Raw genomic sequence first — 17,629 nt, 5'->3', positions numbered from 1 at the left:
CGAATAGGGGAAGCGCTGTGAGTAAAACCAAAGGCAGCAAGTCGGAAATTATCATCAAGAAATACGCTAACCGGCGCTTGTATGACACCTCGACCAGCCAATACGTGACCCTCGACCATTTGCGGGACCTCGTGAAAAAGGGCGTCCATTTCCAGGTCATCGACGCGAAGAGCGGCGAAGACCTGACGCATGGTGTGCTGGCCCAGATCATCTTCGAGGAAGAATCGCGTGGCGCGAATCTTCTCCCGGTCGACTTTCTTCGGCAATTGATCGGGTTTTATGGCGACAGTCTGCAAACCGTCGTCCCCGGCTATCTGCAGATGTCGATGAATAATTTCACGCAGCAGCAGGAAGAATATCGCACCAAGGTCGGCGAGGCGATGATGTCGCCGCAAGCCACCATGGCGCTGATCGAGGAACAGACCCGGCGCAATATGGAAGCCTTCGGCAAGACCATGCGCATGTTCACGCCCTTTGTCCCGACCACAGGGCCGGAAGCGCATGAGGCTGACGCCCCCGCCGCAGCGGCGAGAGAGGGCGAAGACGATATCGCACGGATGCGCGACGAGCTCGACGATATGCGCGCCAAGCTCGACCAGATCCTCAAGGCCAAGGAATAGGCAACCGCCTCTTCCCGCTGATGCGGTGCCTCGCTGACACCGGCCCGGCCACCGCCGGGCCGCGTTAACACTTTCGTATCATTTCAGACCAGCGCACGGGCCAGATGGCCCCGATCCGGACGGAAAACTGTCATCCGGTTCGCTTTTACGACCAGAATCATGGTTAATGAGGCGTTAAAGTCTGGCATCACCCTTGCGAGGGTATTGATATGATCACGATCCGCAGCCCATATCCTGTCCCGACCCTGACCAGCCGGCGTATTGAGCCAGCTGGTTCGGCATGCGGGTCGAATGATCGCCAGCCGCGGCAGGACCGCGCCCACGCTCCTGTCCCGACCCCGCATTCTACTGCAGCCCAACCGCAGTCGTCTGTGAGGGCGCAGGTCGCCCCGGCTGAACTTATTGTCCAGATCATCGCCGGCACGCCGCGGCGTGGCATCCGCGCCGAGAACAGCGAGCAGGCCCGCTATCGCCGCGCCTATCATCAGGCGACACAAAAAAGCGCGCCGCCCCCGCAATGGGAGCGACGCGCCTGATGGTAACCGACGCAATCCTGCGCCGTCTTGGCTTCTGGTGCGACGCCGCCTTTGGCGCCGGCCTGGTCTTCGTGCTGTTCTAGCGCGTTCTCACTGACCTCAAGGTCAATGAAAACCCCCTAGGCTTCGCCGCCGACCGCCAGATCCCGCCGCGCGGCGATGATCGTGACCACAAAACCGGCAACCGTATCCATCAACGTCATCAGGGTGATCAGGAAGAAGGCCGAAGTGCCGAACTTCCCGACCAGCAAAAACAGCGTCATCGAAAGCACGAATACGGCCATGGAGAGGCCGTGATTAATGATCGTGGCTGTGCCCGAACCGGCCGATTTGATCAGCTCGACGAACAGGAAGAGCATGCCCAGAATGATCAGGAGATCACCGACCGGCAGCGCCCAGGGCCCTGAAACCATATCGATCTGAAAAACGGTCTGATCGAGCGCCAGCGCCATCGAAGCCTGGTCAGGACCGCCCAGTACAAAGGCGATCACGACATAGACGATGACCGGAATGATCATCAGTGGAAATACATTGAACATAGAACTCTTCCCCTTGGCAGAGCCGCCTCGCTGTGCGCGATTGGCAGCCATCATACCCAACATTACACCATTATCCCCGCCACCTGACATAATCAGATCCTCACTATAATTCGTCTGAACCACGCGGGTTCCGCGCTCGTGAATTTAACCACATCATTCCCATCATGTCTGTCAAAGAGGCGAAAAGACGACCAAAATTCGTATATTTCGACGCGCCAATGGTGCGATGACGATGGCTGACGGGGCGGAATTCACACAAATAGCCCTCGCGATTCATCAGGGCCGGCAGGAAACGATGCTGGTGATCGAAGAAGGGAAGTTCCAGATAAGCCTGTCGTTTGAAAGCCTTGAGACCACAGCCGGTATCATTGCAATTATCATTGAGCATGCGCTTGCGGATACCATTGCCAAAACGCGAGGCGAATTTCTTCCAGGCTGAATCCTGCCGGTTCTGACTGCGGTCGCCGCCGACCAGGGCGAGATTCTCCGGTGCATCGGCGCGCATCAGGGCCTCGATCACGATCGGCAGACCGTCGGGCGGGTTCTGGCCATCGCCGTCCAGCGTCGCGACAATCGCGCCGCGGGCCTGCATCACACCGGTCCGCACCGAGCGCGACTGACCGGCATTATGACGATGCCCGACCACCCGCAGCATCGGTAATTCTTCTTTTGCTGCAATCAGTTCTTCGCGGGTGCCATCGGTGGAGCAATCATCGACGAACAGGATTTCGAAATTGCGGCCCTCGAGTGCGGCAGCGATTTCGCGCGCCAGCGGCACAACATTGCCAGCCTCATTATAGGCGGGCACAACGACGGATATATCAGGGGTCTGACTCATAAGGGGTTCTGCTTGCGCTTGCGGAAAACGGGGTCTGCTTTACATACCGCGTCTAGCACATGACGCGAGGGGTTTCACAGCCCTGCGACCATTGGAGACTTTCATGGCCGAGCTAGCCAAGGGAATTCGCGCCTATATTATCATAGGCCTGCTGGCAGGACTGGCGGCCCTTGCGGGGATCTTCACCCTGCCGCCGCTCGACCGGGATGAGAGCCGTTTTGCCCAGGCGACGGCGCAGATGCTGGAGAGCGGCGACTACGTCTCGATCAATTTCCTGGACGAAGCCCGCAATAAAAAACCCGTTGGAATTCATTGGCTTCAGGCCGTCAGCGTCGCCGCATTCTCGAGCGCTGAAGCGCGTGAGATCTGGGCCTATCGCCTGCCCTCCATGTTCGGAGCCATCCTGGCGGCGCTGGCCTGTTTCTGGGCTGGACAAAGACTGGTCGGACGCAAGGCGGCCTTTGCCGGAGCGGCGCTTTTTGCGGTGACAGTGCTGCTCGGCATTGAGGGCGGGATCGCGAAAACCGATGCAATGTTGGTGGGTTGCACGACATTGGCGATGGCGGCCCTGGCGCAGTTGCGCGCCGGGAAGGGCAAGAAAACCGCCCTGCTCTTCTGGTTTGCCATCGGATTGGGGGCGCTGATCAAGGGACCGGTGACGCCGATGGTTGCGGGCCTGGCCATACTGGTGCTGGTGATTTGGGAGCGCAAGGCGAACTGGTTGAAACCCTTGGGCTTCTGGCCCGGACCACTGCTGGCCATTGCGATGATATTGCCCTGGTTGATCTCGATCCAGATCGCCACCGATGGTGGTTTCCTGCGCCAGGCGATCGGCGATGATCTGGCCCCCAAACTGGCCGGCGCGGCGGAGCGCCATGGTGGTCTGTTCGGCTACCACTTACTACTCGCTCCCCTATTGTTATTCCCCGCTACGCTGACCGTTATACCCGGGCTGGCCTGCCTGACGTCAGCCCTGCGTGGCCGGAGCGACGAGAAAACCGCCGGCGCGGCGCGTTTTCTCCTCGCCTGGGCGATTCCGGTCTGGCTCGTGTTCGAACTCCTGCCGACCAAACTCCCCCATTATGTCTTGCCCGCCTATCCCGCCCTGGCCCTGATTGCCGGCTGGGGGCTGATGCAGATGAACAAGGTCGCGGCCTGGCAAAAATGGACCAGCTGGGCCCTGTTCGCCTTCGCCGGCCTGGTGTTCGCGATTTTGATGCCGGTGCTGTTTGTCGTCTACGGCAATAATGCGAGCTGGGACGCGGTGCGGCTCTCCCTTGCGGGCTTCGAAGGCGGGTTCGAACTCGGTCTTGATCCGGCCATAGCAGCGATTGTTTTCCTGACCGCCGCACTATTCGCGATCCTGACCGGTGCAGCGCTGATGGCCGCGCGCGGACGCTCTGCGGTTATGGTGCTCTGCCTCGCGGTCGCGGCCGGGCTCGGCTGGCAGGTGATGGGGCGCGCAGCCGCGGCACCGAATGCCTATGCGGTTCGACTGGCCGATCAGGTGCGGGCGGCACGCAGCTATTCGCAGACGATTGCCGGTATCGCGCCGGAGGATATCGCCACCGCCTCCTCCTATACCGAGCCGAGCCTGGTCTTCTCGCTGGGTACCGACACAATGCTGGGCACGGCAGAGGAAGTGCTGGCCTTTGCGGAGAGCCGTTCGGACCCCATATTGATCGTGCTCGATCTGTCGCGCGACGCCGATCTGCGCGCGCTCTGGTTTGGCGACACAATTGCGGCGGACAGCGCCTGGCGTGAATATGAGTTTTTCGAACGCCTGCATGCCCTCGGCGAATGTCATCGCGGTCTGGCCTCGGGGACGAATTATTCACGCGGCGACGAAACCACACTGGTCCTGATGTTCACACGCTGCGGGACCGGCGCCGCCCGGGAAGGTATGGATCAATGACCCGCAAGATTGAAATCGTTGAAGTCGGGCCGCGCGACGGGCTCCAGAATGACCCGGTCCTGCTGTCGACCGAGATGAAGCTCGAATTCATCTCGCGGCTGATCGATGCCGGGGTCAACCGGATGGAGGCCGCGAGCTTTGTCCATCCAAAGCTGGTGCCGGCGATGGCCGACAGTGCCGAGGTGATGGCGCTGGCACCGAGGCTGGATGGCGTGAAATATATCGGGCTGGCGCTCAATGAACGCGGGCTGCGCCGCGCCCTCGAGGCGGGCTGCGACGAGATCAATTATGTGATGGTCGCCTCGCCCGGCTTTGGCCTCAAGAACCAGAATGCAACGCCAGAGCAGACCGCCGACCTGTTCGACAAGATCGCCATCCTCGCCCATGACGAGGCCGTGCCGATCTCGGTGACGGTCTCGGTGGCCTTTGGCGACCCCTTCGATGGCGAGGTTGATCCCAAGATTCTCGGCATGCTGGCCGCGCGGGCCAGAGCCGCCGGGGCCTGCGAGTTTGCGCTCGGTGATACGATCGGCGTCGCTGATCCGTGGCGCGTGCGCAAGGCGCTCGATATCGTCAGGGCGCAGAGCGGCGACATGCGGCTTCGGATGCATTTCCACAATACGCGCAACACCGCGATGGCGAATATCGCCGCGGCGGTTGATGCCGGGATTGATGTGATCGACGCCTCGTGCGGCGGAATTGGCGGCTGCCCGTTTGCGCCGGCGGCGACCGGCAATGTCGCCAGCGAAGACGTGATCTACATGCTTGAGCGCGGCGGTTTCGAGACCGGGATTGATCTGGGCCGAATGATCGCAACGGCGAAATGGCTTGAGGATGTGGCGTTGAAACATCCGGTGGACTCGGCACTCAAGCGCGCCGGTGGATTTCCCGCGCCCCAGGCCTGAGCGATCAGGCTAACGCCCGCGCAGCCATAGCCAGACCACACGCGCCCAGATCGCGCCATAGATCGGCGCGATCAGCAGGATGGTGGCCATGCGCTGGATGGGGCCGGGATAGAATTTCCAGAAATATTTGACGAAACCCGCCGCCTTGTGGGTCTCGACGCGCATCGGGCTGGACTTGCTGGTGCCGCCGAAATGCAGAATTTCCACCCGCGGCTCGAACCAGACCTGCCCGCCCGCCATGCGGACGCTGCGACAGATATCGATGTCCTCGACGTGCAGGAAATAGCTTTCGTCAAACCCGCCAATTTCAAGGAAATCATCACGGCGCATCATCATGGCCGCGCCCGAGACAGTGGGCACTTCAGTCATGTCGTCCGGGACGTCGTCGGCTTCCCAATGCAGGTTGCGCAGGCCCGGAAACAACCGGTCGAGGCGCAAAAAGCTGACCGCCGCACTGCGCGGCGTCAATTCACCGCGACGGCCGCCGGCCTGTTCGCTGCCATCCCGGTTGAGAATGCGCGCACCAATGATCCAGGGACGCGTCAGGGCCATCTGGGCCGATCGTTTGAGCTGCTCTCCGGCGCCCGGTGCCAGAATGGCGTCGGGGTTGAGGAAAAGTACCAGATCGCCACTCGCGGCGCGGGCGCCGATATTGCACCCTTTGGCGAAACCGAGATTGGCGTCAGTCTCGATCAGGACAAAATTGGCGTGGCTCGCTGCCAGTTCACGCAAGGCTGCGACGGCCGCGGGCGGGTTCTCGTGACTGACCATGACGAATTCATCGACGCCCGGCGCGGCCAGCACGGCAGCGACCGCATCCATCAGATGCGGCCCGGTCATCCAGGATACGGTTACGACGCTGAGACGCACTTCACTCATTGCGCTGGCTTTCGGGCGCCCAGGAACAGAACAGCCGTCACCGCGAGTGCCGCAGCGGCCTGATGCCACTCTTGCCAGACGCCATAGGAAAACAAAACCAGTGATACATAGCTGACCAGCACCCAGGATGTCGCCATGGCCTGATCCCGGGTCAATCGCGATGCACTGGCGATGCGCCCGCCGAGGAAGACCAGCGCACAGGTCAGCAGGGTCGCACCGATCAGACCGGTTTCCAGCCAGATCTGCAAACTGGCATTATGCGGGTGCATCGGCAGCATTTCGATCTGGTAGCCGGCAAGTTCCATTTCACCATTCAAGGGCCGTGATGCATCCAGGCCATAGCCGAAAAGCGGCTTGTCCTTGATCAGCTCACTGACATAGGTCCAGATCTCCAGCCGCCAGACCCAGGACAGGGGCAGGCTGTCGCGCAGGCCTTCCGGCATGACAGCAATCAGGCCCGGCAGGACCACCGGCACGACCAGCACACCGCCGGCAACCACGCCGAAAATGCCGGCAATCATCGGGCGGGGCCAGAATGCGGTCGAGATCGCCGCCAACAGTCCCAGCGTGAAGGCGACCGCATTGACTTCAGTGCCAAAGCTGAAGGCGGAAATCGCCGCCAGTACGATCACGGCGACACCGACGATCAGGCCGCCGGCGCGATAGGCGATCAGCGCTGCGGGACCGGCCAGCAGGATGAGCGGAACGGCGGCATGCCCCAGATTGCGATTGACGTAGATCATCACATCCGCCTCAGGCAGGGCGTCATAGCCCTCGACAGCGATCTTGAACGCATGGGTCATGGCGCCGCCGGTCAGCGTCTCGGCGAGCAGGTACAGACCCAGCGCCACGACGAGGAAGATCATGGACGCCTCGCAGCGGGTCCGCCAGCGCCCGTCCAGCCCGCCAACCCGGAGAGCCAGCAGGAGGTAGAGCGGCACGCCGATCAGGGTTTTGGGCAATTGTTCCGGATTATCATAGGGCGACCACAGATAGCTGATCCCGACCCAGGCCAGGAAAAGACCGCCGAGGGCCAGTGGCAGCGAGAACCCGCGAGGCCGCCAGAAGCGCGCATCAACGGGGAAGGCGGCCAGCGACATCAGCACCGCCATGGGCGGCAGCAGGCCGGCACCGGCGATGCACCAGGGCAGGGCAAAGGCAAAGGTTGTGACACCAACCCAACCAACCCTGTCTTGCCCCTGTGCCATCGTCAGTGCCGCCCGCTTCAGATCAGCCGCGTTTCAGGTCAGGTGCCCGGGCATCATCGCACAGGCGTGCGATGGCCTCGGCCAGCGGCAGGACTTCCTGCTTATTGCCTTCCTCGCCCAGGAAACGCAGGGCGAGCGTGCCCTCCTCCGCTTCCTTGCGTCCGATCACGGCAATAACCGGGATCTTGCCGACCGAATGTTCGCGGACCTTGTAGTTGATCTTCTCATTGCGAAGATCGGTCTCGGCATTCAGGCCGGCGGCCTTCATGGCGGCCAGGACCTGTTCGGCATAGGGATCGGCATCGGAGGTGATTGTCGCGATCACGACCTGGCGCGGCGCCAGCCAGAAGGGCAGTTTGCCGGAGTAGTTTTCCAGCAAGACGCCAAGGAAGCGTTCCAGCGAACCGAGAATGGCGCGGTGGAGCATGACCGGGCGATGCTTGTCATTATCGTCGCCGATATAATGGGCATCGAGACGTTCCGGCAGGTTGAAATCGCACTGGATCGTGCCCGTCTGCCATTCACGTCCGATCGCATCCTTGACGACGAAGTCGAGCTTGGGACCGTAAAAGGCGCCATCGCCGGGATTGTATTCGAAGTCGAGACCGGAGGCCTCGGCCGCCGTGCGCAATGCGGCCTCGGCCTTGTCCCAGACCTCGTCCGACCCGACGCGCTGTTCCGGACGGTCGGCGAATTTGACCCGCGGCTCCTCGAAGCCGAAATCGGCATAGACCGACTTGAGCAGTTCACAGAAGGCCTTCACCTCCTCGACGATCTGCTCGACCGTACAGAAGATATGGGCATCATCCTGCACGAAGCCGCGCACGCGCATCAGGCCATGCAGGGAGCCGGACGGCTCATAACGGTGGCAGGAGCCGAACTCGGCCAGGCGCAGTGGCAGGTCGCGATAGGATTTCTGGCCCTGGTTGAAGACCTGGACATGGCAGGGACAATTCATCGGCTTCACGGCCAGGATTTTTTCTTCCTGGTCGATCGAGGAGATGAACATGTTTTCGCGATATTTGTCCCAATGGCCCGAGGCTTCCCAGAATTTCCGGTCCATCAGCTGGGGCGTGCGGATTTCCTGATAGCCATTGGCTTCCAGACGCCGGCGCATATAGCTCGTCACCGTGCGGTAGAGACGCCAGCCGGCCGGATGCCAGAAGACCTGGCCCTGGGCTTCTTCCTGGAAATGGAACAATTCCATCTGGCGGCCGAGACGGCGGTGGTCGCGTTTCTCGGCTTCTTCGAGGCGGAAGAGATGCGCCTTGAGCTGTTTGTCATCGGCCCAGGCCGTGCCGTAGATACGCTGCAGCATGGCGTTGCGATGATCGCCACGCCAATAGGCACCGGCCACCTTCATCAGTTTGAACGCCTTGCCGATCTTGCCCGTCGAGGGCAGGTGCGGCCCGCGGCACAGATCGAACCATTCGCCCTGGCGATAGATCGTGATCGTTTCGCCCTCGGGCAGATCGCGGATCAGTTCGGCCTTGTAGCTCTCACCCATTTTCTCGAACATGGCGATGGCCGCATCGCGGTCCATTTCCTCGCGCTCGAAGGGCAGGTCGGCATCGACGATCTCGGCCATGCGCTTTTCGATCGCGGCGAAATCATCCGTCGAGAAGGGCTCGTCGCGGGCGAAATCATAATAGAAACCGTCCTCGATCGAGGGGCCGATCGTGACCTGCGTGCCGGGGAAAAGCTCCTGCACCGCCTGGGCGAGGATATGCGCCGTATCATGGCGGATGACCTCGAGGGCCTCCTCATCCTTGCGCGTCACCAGGGCAACGGAAGAATCGCCGGGAAGCGGCCGCATCAGATCCCAGTCATCGCCATTCACCTTGGCGATCATCGCCACCTTGGCGAGGGATTTCGAGATATTCTCGGCCAGGTCCATCGGCGTTGCGCCTTCGGGCAATTCGCGGATGGAACCATCGGGAAGCGTAATATTGATCATTGGTCTTCGTCCTTGTCGTCGGCGCGGCCTGCCGGCGGAAGCTTTTCCGAAGCGTCGAGGATGGGGCGGGATCTGAAACGCCAGACCGCCCACCAGGGCACTTGCGTGCGAATGATCGGGGCCGGGTCGAAGCCATGGCTTCCTCCCGGACGGCAACGTCCCAGCCGACCAAAGGTCAGCCAGAAGCCGCGCCAGCCACCCTGGGCGCGGATCGCCTCGATACCATAGGCCGAACAGGTCGGCTCATGGCGGCACCGCACGCCAAAGGCATAGAAAACCGGTGACAGGCTGTATTGATAGACGCGGATTGCGCCCACCATCAACCATCCCATCGGCCCCCTGGCCTGATTTATCCCGTCGCTCGAACGCATTTGGATTCAAGCCTTTTAACGCCGCACTGCGCCCTGTCCACCATGGAGATGAGACGGGCGAAGCCGGCCGCATGAAATTCGGATTGGGTTTGCTTCGTTTTACGGGCTGTCCGCGCCATCCTGCCGGCTGGGCAGGAGCGGACAACCCTAGCCGGTCAGCGGGGTGGCAAGTCGGGTCGTGCTCGCCTGGCCGACCGCCTCGACAGCGGCGTCGAAGGCCAGCAGGATCGACTGGTGGCGCGCCGGATAGGCGCGGGCGCTCTGCAGCAATTGCAACTCGGCGAAACGGCCCCGCGGCGCCGGGCCATTTTGCTTCAACATCGCCTTGAGACCATCGCGGGCCAGTTCCAGTTCGCGCAGCGAGGCGCCAATGGCGGCGCGGGCCAGGATTGCGGCCGAAGCCTGCCCCAGCGCGCAGGCCTTCACCCGCAAGGCGAGATCGGCGACATGGCCGGACTGGACGATGATATCGAGCTCGATTTCCGAGCCACACAGGCGCGAAACCTTGCGCACGGAGGCCTGCGGCCGCGCCAGGCGTCCGATGCGCGGAATATCCGCCGCGAGCCGCAGAACGGCGTTGGAGTAGAGATCGTCTGTCATGTCGCGGTGAATGTAAGCGGTTTTGCGCGCCAGCGCCAGATGCGGCGATGCCGCTCAGGCGGCCTGGCTATTCCTCGTCATCATCCGGGGCGAGTTCATCGGCTTCGTCGAGCTCATCCTCGTCGAGATAGGTCGGCTCGGTGCGGCCGAGCACTTCGGGGATATCGCCCAGATCGGCCGGGTCGACGCCCTCGGGACACCAGGCCTCGTCAATCTCGACATTCCAGAAGCCTTCCGCCTGCGCTGCGCCGGCGGCCAGCTTGCAGGCCTGGTCCTTGTCGGCGGCGACGACACCATAGGTGACGAAGCCCTCGCCGACCGCATCCTCGACCTGGACCAGAACGTTGAAGCCGGTGAGCGCCATCAGGCCTGTTCCAGCTTGCGCCAGGTCGAGCCCTCAGGCCCGTCATCGACCTGGACATTGAGCGCCGTCAGCTCGGCGCGCACCGCGTCGGCAGCGGCCCAGTCCTTGGTCTCACGGGCCACCTGGCGCTTGACGATGAGATCATCGATCGCGGCGCGCTCGGCAGCGTCGAGCTCATTGAGACCGAACCATTCGTCCGGATCGCCCTGGCCGATACCGAGCAGTGCGCCGGCAGCGAGCAATTCGCCCTTGGCGCGAGCCTTGGCTTCGTCGGTGTCGGCCTTGTTCGCCTCGCCGGCAATCTGGAACAATTCCGACAGCGCCTTGGGCGTGTTGAGATCGTCATACAGCGCTTCAAGGAAAGCTTCAGGCGCTTCGGTCTCGGCAGCCTCGACAGCGCCAAGCCGGCGCAGCACGCCATAGACACGGTCGAGGGCACGGCGGGTCTTGGTCAGAAGATCCGTCGTCCAGGTCAGCGGCGCGCGATAATGCGCTGTCAGCAGGGCATAGCGCAGCACCTCGCCGGAATAATGCTCCGTGAGATCATGGACGAGTTGAACATTGCCGAGGGATTTCGACATCTTGTCGGTGCCCATGGTGAGAAAGCCGTTATGGAGCCAGTAATTGGCCATCGGCGCACCGTCATGGGCGCAGACCGACTGGGCGATCTCGTTCTCATGGTGCGGGAAGACCAGGTCGACGCCGCCGCCATGAATGTCGATCGTGTCGCCGAGATGGGCCGCACTCATCGCCGAGCATTCCAGATGCCAGCCCGGACGGCCCCGGCCCCACTGGCTGTCCCAGCCCGGCTCGTCATCGGCGGCCGGCTTCCACAGCACGAAATCGGCCGGATTGCGCTTGTAGGCGGCCACTTCAACGCGGGCGCCGGCAATCATGTCTTCGAGATCGCGATTGGAGAGCTTGCCGTATTTCTCGAAGGAATCGACATCGAACAGGACATGCCCGTCAGCTTCATAGGCGTGACCGCCATAAACGAGCGACTGGATCATGCCGATCATCTGGCCGATATGCTCGGTCGCTTTCGGCGTGATGGTGGGCGGCAGGGCCCCCAGCGCGGCCATGTCGGCATTGTAGATCGCTGCGAATTTCTCGGTGATCTCGGACATCGGCTCGCCGAGCTCGCGCGCCGCAGCGATAATCTTGTCGTCGACATCGGTGATGTTGCGCGCATAGGTGACGTGATCCACGCCGAATTCCCGACGTAGAATACGGTACAGGACATCAAACACGACCACAGGCCGGGCATTGCCGATATGTGCGTAATTATAAACGGTTGGACCACAGACATACATCGTCACCCGGTCCGGATCGATCGGTTCGAACGGCCGTTTGTGACGGGCCATCGTGTCGAAAAGGGTGAGGGATGCCATGGGAATTTTCCGTTCGCTCAATAGGTCGGTGCTGAAAAAACTGTCGTTCGGATGCGGTCATATCATTGGAATTGCCGCAGGGAAGGCCTAAATGCTTCCCGACGCGCAAGCGTGGACACGGTGGGTATACGGATTTGGTTGCGAAAGCACCCACCGGACCATCCCCGATCCGGAAACCGGCACTACGGACTCTGCCCCGATGGCAGGGCCGACCCGACAACGAAAGGATCCATGGAGATGGACGCTGTGACTACAGATTCGACCCGCCTGACCGAAGCGAAACCCGCCCGCCCTTCGCGCCACGAAGCCGAGGAAGCCGTGCGCACGCTGATCGCCTGGGCCGGTGATGATCCGGCTCGTGAAGGCCTGCTCGACACCCCCAAGCGCGTCGCCAAGGCGTATGAGGAATGGTTCTCCGGCTATGGCGCCGACCCGGCTGCCGCCCTCGGCAAGACGTTTGAGGATGTGCAGGGCTATGACGACATGGTCATGCTGACCAATATCGATGTCGAGAGCCATTGCGAACACCATCTCGCGCCGATCATGGGCGTGGCGCATGTCGCCTATCTGCCTTCGGCCGCCGTCGTCGGAATTTCCAAGATTGCCCGCGTCGTCGAGATCTTCTGCAAGCGTATGCAGACGCAGGAGACGATGACCGCCCAGATCGCCGATGCGCTGATGGATGCGATGAACCCACGTGGCGTCGCGATCCTGATCGATGCCAAGCACCAGTGCATGACGACGCGCGGCGTGCATCACCCGAATGTGTCGACCATCACCTCGACCTTCACCGGCGAGTTCAAGACCGACGCCAATCTGCGCGACCGCTTCATGCGCCTGGCCGAAAAAGCCTGATCAACAAAGCTGCATATTTGACACATTAACCGGATCAACCCCGTTAATGCGTCAAATTTCACTCATTCGACACGTTGATTGAAGGCAGCATATTTGCTACATTATCGCGGCTAAGCGGCGTAATGTAGCAAATATGGTATATAAAAACGAGAACACCCAACCGATCGCCCGGATTGTCGAACAACTCGGCACCCGGCTAGAAGCCTACCGGATATCGCGCGGCATCAAGCAGGCGGATCTGGCAGCCAGGGCCGGGATCTCCCGCTCGACCCTGATGCGGCTCGAGGCCGGCAGCAGCGGCACGATCGACAGCCTGGTCCGCGTCCTGCAAGCACTCGATCTCACCGACCGTATCCTCGACCTCGTCCCCGATGCGGCGCTCAGCCCGCTCGACCCGATGAGCGAGACCGGCCAGCGCCGCATGCGCGTGCGCGACCGCAAATCTGATCAGCCAGCCTGGAGCTGGGGGGACGAACCCGGTCAATGAACGACACCCCCAACACACGCGCCCGGGTCAATCTCTGGGGCCGGATGATTGGCGCCATCGTCTGGGATGCCCGGCGCGATGTCGCCGTGTTCGAATACACCCCGGAATTTGCCGCCTCGCAGATCGAGGTCGCGCCACTGACCATGCCCTTGCGGCGCGGCGTCTATGATTTCCCCGCCCTGCCCCGCGAAACCTTCAAGGGCCTGCCCGGCCTGCTCGCCGACAGCCTGCCGGACAAGTTCGGCAATCTGTTAATCGACCGCTGGCTGGCCGAACAGGGCCGCACGCCTGACAGTTTCAACCCGGTCGAGCGGCTTTGCTATACGGGCACACGCGGCATGGGCGCGCTCGAATTCCAACCCTCGCGCGCGGCACCGGGCCAGGCCGGGCGCACACTGGATATCGCGCCCCTGGTCGAACTGGCCGCCCGCGTCATCCATGATCGCCAAGCCCTCGGCGGCACGCTTGAGGGCGATGATGATCGCGACGCCCTGCGCGACATATTGCGCGTCGGCACCTCGGCCGGCGGCGCCCGCGCCAAGGCGGTGCTGGCGTGGAATGAAGCCACCAGCGAATTCCATTCCGGCCAGGTCGAGACCGGATCCGGCTTCACCCACTGGCTAATGAAATTCGACGGTGTCAGCGGCAATGCCGACAAGGAAGTCGCCGACCCGCTCGGCTATGGCCGGCTGGAATATGCCTGTTATCGACTGGCGCGCGAGGCCGGCGTGGAGATGAGCCCGGCACGCCTGCACGAGGAAGGCGGCCGCGCCCACTTCATGACCCGGCGCTTTGATCGCACGGAGACGGGCGAGAAGCTGCATATGCAATCGCTTTGCGCGATGCGGCATTTCGATTTCAACCTGCCGCGCGCCTATTCCTATGAACAGGCAATCGAGACAATCCGCCTGCTCGGCCTTGGCCCGGATGCGATCGAACAACAAGTGCGCCGCGCCTTGCTCAACATCGTCATTCGCAACCAGGACGACCACGTCAAGAATATCGCCTATCTGATGGACAAGACCGGCCAGTGGCAGCTCTCGCCCGCCTTCGACCTTGTCTACGCCCACAATCCAGACGGCCAATGGACCCACCAGCATCAGATGTCCCTGGCCGGCAAGACCAAGGGCTTCGAGCTGGATGATCTGCTCCGCTTCGGCCGCTATGCGGATATCAAGCCAGCCCGGCTCAAGCGGATGCTGGGCGAGGTTCTCGCGGCGGCAGAAGACTGGAACAGGCATGCCCGGGCCGCCGGCGTGCCGGACGATCTCGCCGCCCGGGCCCGAGCCGGTTTCAGACTGATATTTTGACGCCCTAGCCGACCCGTTCGGCCATCGGCACCTCACCGCCTGACGCGCGGGCGATACGCCACTGGCTGTCGAGGCCGGCGCGATAGTCACGACTATCAAGGGTGGAGACGGTGACGTAGTCGGCCAGCGCCTCGTCGGGGGTCAGGGTCAGGCGGATATAGCCGTGATCGACCATATTGCACTGGGCGACCTCGCTATTGGCCTCGCGCATCATCTTGCCATAGTCGACTCCCGGCGCGGCGAAACCGGAAAAGGGCGAGGGACTGGAGACCGACGCCCCGACCAGTTCGGTGCCAATCCGGTGACCATCCTTGTCGAGCAGGTCATTGGCCCAGAAGGAGTGGACATCGCCGGTGACGGTGATGACATCCGCACCAACCTCGCGCAGGGCGGCATAAAGCCGGTCGCGCTCGGCGGGATAGCCATCCCACATGTCGAGATTGAACGGGATACCAAAGCGGGTACGCATGATCATCGAGCGCGCGAACTCGCTGTCACGCGTTGCATACCAGCGCAGCCAGGCCGGCATTTCGGTGGCGAAATTGGGGAAATTGACCCGCGCCATGATCACCTGATTGCCCAGAATGCGCCAAGGCTTGCCCGCCGCGAGCGAGGCCGCGCAGGCATCGCGAATACCGGCGATCTGTTCTTCACCGATCAGGCTGCGGCTCTCATCGCCGACCACATCGCGCTTCCAGGCGGCGACAGCGGCGAGAACTTCCGGATCGCTGTCGTCGGCGTCAGAGGCGACCGGGAAACTCTCGAGCGAGATTTGCTGGTCCCGGTCCGTCAGACGTGATTCCAGCATGACCAGGGTCGCCAGATCGCCGATTTCGTAATTGCCGAAGCGCTGGCGATTATCGCCTTCCGGTTCGCGCGTCGGTGTCCAGTCATACCAGGCGCGCAGGGCCGCTGTGCGGCGAGCCGCCCAGGGACCTTCATCCGCATCATGGTTCTCGGCGCCGTCGCGATAACTGTCATTGGCGGTCTCGTGATCGTCCCAGCTCATGATCCAGGGCGCCGCGGCATGCAGCGCCTGCAGGTCGGGATCGGTCTTGTACTGGGCGTGACGGGCAACATAATCGGCCGGCGAGACCATCTCATGGATGGGGTCGGGCACGCGGTTCAGCGCCTCGGCATTGCCGGTCGCATACTGGCCCATCGCATACTCATAGAGATAATCGCCGAGGTGAAGGACGAGATCGAGACCGCCATTCTCCGCTGCCTCGCGATAGACATTGAAATGCCCCGCCGGGAAATTGGAGCAGGACATGATCCCGATCGTATAGCTGTCCAGCGCCCCGGCCGGCAGGGTGCGGGTCACACCGGTGGGCGAATAGGTCTCGCCGAGGCGGAAGCGGTAGAAATAGGCGCGGCCCGGCTCCAGCCCGGTGGCCAGGATCTTCAATGTCCCCAGCGGCTGCATCATGACATAGCGAATGTCTTCGCCGCTCTCGAACACGATCGTCTCGAACGCCGCATCTGATGCAACCTCGACACCGCGATAGCCGCCACCATCATTGGTCAGGGCCGTCCACAGCATCACACTGGTCTGGTCCGGATCGCCGGAAGCGATGCCGTGGCGGAAGGGGCCATCATCGCTGGCGGGCCGGAATGCCTCGATCTGTGGCGCACAGGCACCGACAGTCAAAGACGCGCCCGCAGCGCCCATCAGCGCCGCGCGCCGTGTCAGATTGATCTTGTTCATCTTGCTCTCCCCAAAGCCCAAACCGGCATCGACGAAGCCGCTCTTGTGCATCCGCCATAGCGTGCGATTGTTGCGTGTTCGCGACAGCAAGGCTACTCGCTTGTGAATGAGCACTGAAAATCCCGATATCCGCACCCTCACCGCTGACGACGAACAGGTCAATCAGCGCATTGATCGCTGGCTGACCGACGCGCTGGAGGAGTTCTCGCGCTCGCGTCTGAAGGCCCTGATCGATAGCGGTCAGCTGACCTGCAATGGCGCCGTGCTGGCCGATTGCTCCGCCAAGGTTATCCCCGGCGCAGTCTATGCCCTGACCGTGCCACCGCCCGTCGCGGCCGATCCGGTGCCTGAAAAGATGGATCTCGACATCCTGTATGAGGATGATGACCTGGTCGTGCTGGTCAAACCGGTGGGTCTCGCCGTGCATCCGGCGCCGGGCAATTGGTCGGGCACGCTTGTCCATGGCCTGCTGCATCATTGCGCCGGCTCGCTGTCGGGCATTGGCGGCGTCGAACGGCCCGGCATTGTCCACCGCCTCGACAAGGATACGTCGGGCGTGATGGTGGCAGCGAAATCCGATGCGGCGCACAAGGGGATGACGATCCAGTTCTCGCGCCACACGGTCGAGCGCGCCTATATCGCCTTCACCCGGCATTCGCCCAATCCGAAGGATGGCCGCATCGAGACGCAATTGATGCGCTCCTCGCGTGACCGCACCAAGTTTGAAGTCCCGCACGACCCCAACAGCACGGCCGGCAAACACGCCATCACCAATTACGTCACCCTGGCGCGTTATGGCCAGGATCCGCACGCCTCGGTCGGCGCCGGGCTGGCGGCCAAGGTGGAATGCCGCCTCGAAACCGGTCGCACGCACCAGATTCGCGTCCACATGGCGCATATCGGCTGCCACATGCTCGGCGATCCGGTCTATGGCTCCAAGCGCGGCCGCCTGCTCGGCTCGGAGATATGCGACCCCTTCCTGCGCGATTTCCGCCGTCAGGCATTGCATGCCGCCGTGCTCGGTTTCAAACACCCGGTCACCGGCGTCGATCTGCGCTTCGAGAGCGAATTGCCCGACGATATGAAACAGCTCGAGAGCGTGCTCGAGCAACTCCCATACTGAGGAGACGGACCATGACTTCGATG

At 62.3% G+C, this 17,629-nt stretch carries 17 protein-coding genes; 7 read left to right on the top strand and 10 right to left on the bottom strand.

Annotated features, from left to right (window positions below; translation table 11 throughout):
- Positions 1-17: 17 nt before the first annotated feature.
- Entirely contained in the window at positions 18-620 is a 603-nt protein-coding gene (gene phaR, locus BLT42_RS11805) for a polyhydroxyalkanoate synthesis repressor PhaR (protein WP_091771032.1), read from the top strand.
- A 655-nt stretch (positions 621-1,275) separates the two neighbouring features.
- Here phaR and BLT42_RS11800 read toward each other — a convergent pair.
- Positions 1,276-1,695 carry a hypothetical protein gene (locus BLT42_RS11800; protein WP_233342461.1) on the bottom strand — a complete coding sequence of 140 codons (420 nt, stop codon included), beginning with the start codon at positions 1,693-1,695 and terminating at the stop codon, positions 1,276-1,278.
- A gap of 103 nt (positions 1,696-1,798) precedes the next feature.
- Positions 1,799-2,533 (bottom strand): glycosyltransferase family 2 protein, encoded by a 735-nt coding sequence (locus BLT42_RS11795; protein ID WP_091771028.1) that lies wholly within the window; start codon positions 2,531-2,533, stop codon positions 1,799-1,801.
- 103 nt (positions 2,534-2,636) lie between these two features.
- On the opposite strand from BLT42_RS11795, the gene BLT42_RS11790 reads away from it, so the two are divergent.
- A complete protein-coding gene (locus tag BLT42_RS11790; RefSeq protein ID WP_091771026.1) occupies positions 2,637-4,448 on the top strand; it encodes an ArnT family glycosyltransferase in 1,812 nt (603 codons plus the stop codon).
- A complete protein-coding gene (locus BLT42_RS11785; protein ID WP_091771024.1) occupies positions 4,445-5,353 on the top strand; it encodes a hydroxymethylglutaryl-CoA lyase in 909 nt (302 codons plus the stop codon). Before BLT42_RS11790 ends, BLT42_RS11785 begins: the two co-directional genes overlap by 4 nt.
- 9 nt (positions 5,354-5,362) lie before the next feature.
- On the opposite strand, the gene BLT42_RS11780 is transcribed toward BLT42_RS11785, so the two are convergent.
- From BLT42_RS11780 to cysS, 7 genes are all read right to left on the bottom strand, one after another.
- The gene (locus tag BLT42_RS11780; protein ID WP_091771021.1) at positions 5,363-6,232 is read right to left on the bottom strand and encodes a glycosyltransferase family 2 protein; all 870 of its coding nucleotides are present in this window, start codon (positions 6,230-6,232) and stop codon (positions 5,363-5,365) included.
- A complete protein-coding gene (locus BLT42_RS11775; RefSeq protein WP_091771018.1) occupies positions 6,229-7,440 on the bottom strand; it encodes an O-antigen ligase family protein in 1,212 nt (403 codons plus the stop codon). The genes BLT42_RS11780 and BLT42_RS11775 overlap by 4 nt, the downstream gene beginning before the upstream one ends.
- Positions 7,441-7,462: 22 nt before the next feature.
- Complete coding sequence (thrS, locus tag BLT42_RS11770) at positions 7,463-9,397, bottom strand: threonine--tRNA ligase (RefSeq protein ID WP_091771016.1); 1,935 nt, start codon at positions 9,395-9,397, stop codon at positions 7,463-7,465.
- Complete coding sequence (gene yidD, locus BLT42_RS11765; protein ID WP_233342460.1) at positions 9,394-9,717, bottom strand: membrane protein insertion efficiency factor YidD; 324 nt, start codon at positions 9,715-9,717, stop codon at positions 9,394-9,396. The genes thrS and yidD overlap by 4 nt, the downstream gene beginning before the upstream one ends.
- Before the next feature lie 198 nt (positions 9,718-9,915).
- The gene (locus BLT42_RS11760) at positions 9,916-10,368 is read right to left on the bottom strand and encodes an iron-sulfur cluster assembly scaffold protein (protein ID WP_091771012.1); all 453 of its coding nucleotides are present in this window, start codon (positions 10,366-10,368) and stop codon (positions 9,916-9,918) included.
- Positions 10,369-10,435: 67 nt separating this feature from the next.
- On the bottom strand, positions 10,436-10,732 hold the full coding sequence (locus BLT42_RS11755; protein WP_091771010.1) for a hypothetical protein: 297 nt from the start codon (positions 10,730-10,732) through the stop codon (positions 10,436-10,438).
- Positions 10,732-12,123, bottom strand: coding sequence for a cysteine--tRNA ligase (gene cysS, locus BLT42_RS11750; RefSeq protein WP_091771008.1), 1,392 nt, complete (start codon positions 12,121-12,123; stop codon positions 10,732-10,734). Before cysS ends, BLT42_RS11755 begins: the two co-directional genes overlap by 1 nt.
- A gap of 237 nt (positions 12,124-12,360) precedes the next feature.
- On the opposite strand from cysS, the gene folE reads away from it, so the two are divergent.
- The 3 genes from folE (at position 12,361) to BLT42_RS11735 (ending at position 14,775) form a co-directional block, all read left to right on the top strand.
- Positions 12,361-12,978, top strand: a complete 618-nt coding sequence (gene folE, locus BLT42_RS11745; RefSeq protein ID WP_091771106.1) for a GTP cyclohydrolase I FolE — start codon at positions 12,361-12,363, stop codon at positions 12,976-12,978.
- 133 nt (positions 12,979-13,111) lie between these two features.
- Positions 13,112-13,465: a helix-turn-helix domain-containing protein gene (locus tag BLT42_RS11740; RefSeq protein WP_091771006.1), complete on the top strand. Its 354-nt coding sequence runs from the start codon at positions 13,112-13,114 to the stop codon at positions 13,463-13,465.
- On the top strand, positions 13,462-14,775 hold the full coding sequence (locus BLT42_RS11735; protein ID WP_091771004.1) for a type II toxin-antitoxin system HipA family toxin: 1,314 nt from the start codon (positions 13,462-13,464) through the stop codon (positions 14,773-14,775). Before BLT42_RS11740 ends, BLT42_RS11735 begins: the two co-directional genes overlap by 4 nt.
- Before the next feature lie 4 nt (positions 14,776-14,779).
- Here BLT42_RS11735 and BLT42_RS11730 read toward each other — a convergent pair whose 3' ends face one another.
- Positions 14,780-16,483, bottom strand: a complete 1,704-nt coding sequence (locus BLT42_RS11730; RefSeq protein WP_091771105.1) for an alkaline phosphatase D family protein — start codon at positions 16,481-16,483, stop codon at positions 14,780-14,782.
- Positions 16,484-16,589: 106 nt separating this feature from the next.
- On the opposite strand from BLT42_RS11730, the gene BLT42_RS11725 reads away from it, so the two are divergent.
- Positions 16,590-17,606 carry an RluA family pseudouridine synthase gene (locus tag BLT42_RS11725; protein WP_091771002.1) on the top strand — a complete coding sequence of 339 codons (1,017 nt, stop codon included), beginning with the start codon at positions 16,590-16,592 and terminating at the stop codon, positions 17,604-17,606.
- The last annotated feature ends 23 nt before the right edge of the window (positions 17,607-17,629 follow it).

Source organism: Maricaulis salignorans (assembly GCF_900103475.1).
GTDB lineage: Bacteria > Pseudomonadota > Alphaproteobacteria > Caulobacterales > Maricaulaceae > Maricaulis > Maricaulis salignorans.
The sequence above is the reverse complement of the archived record's forward strand: the minus strand, read 5'-3'. Positions and strand labels throughout refer to the sequence as shown.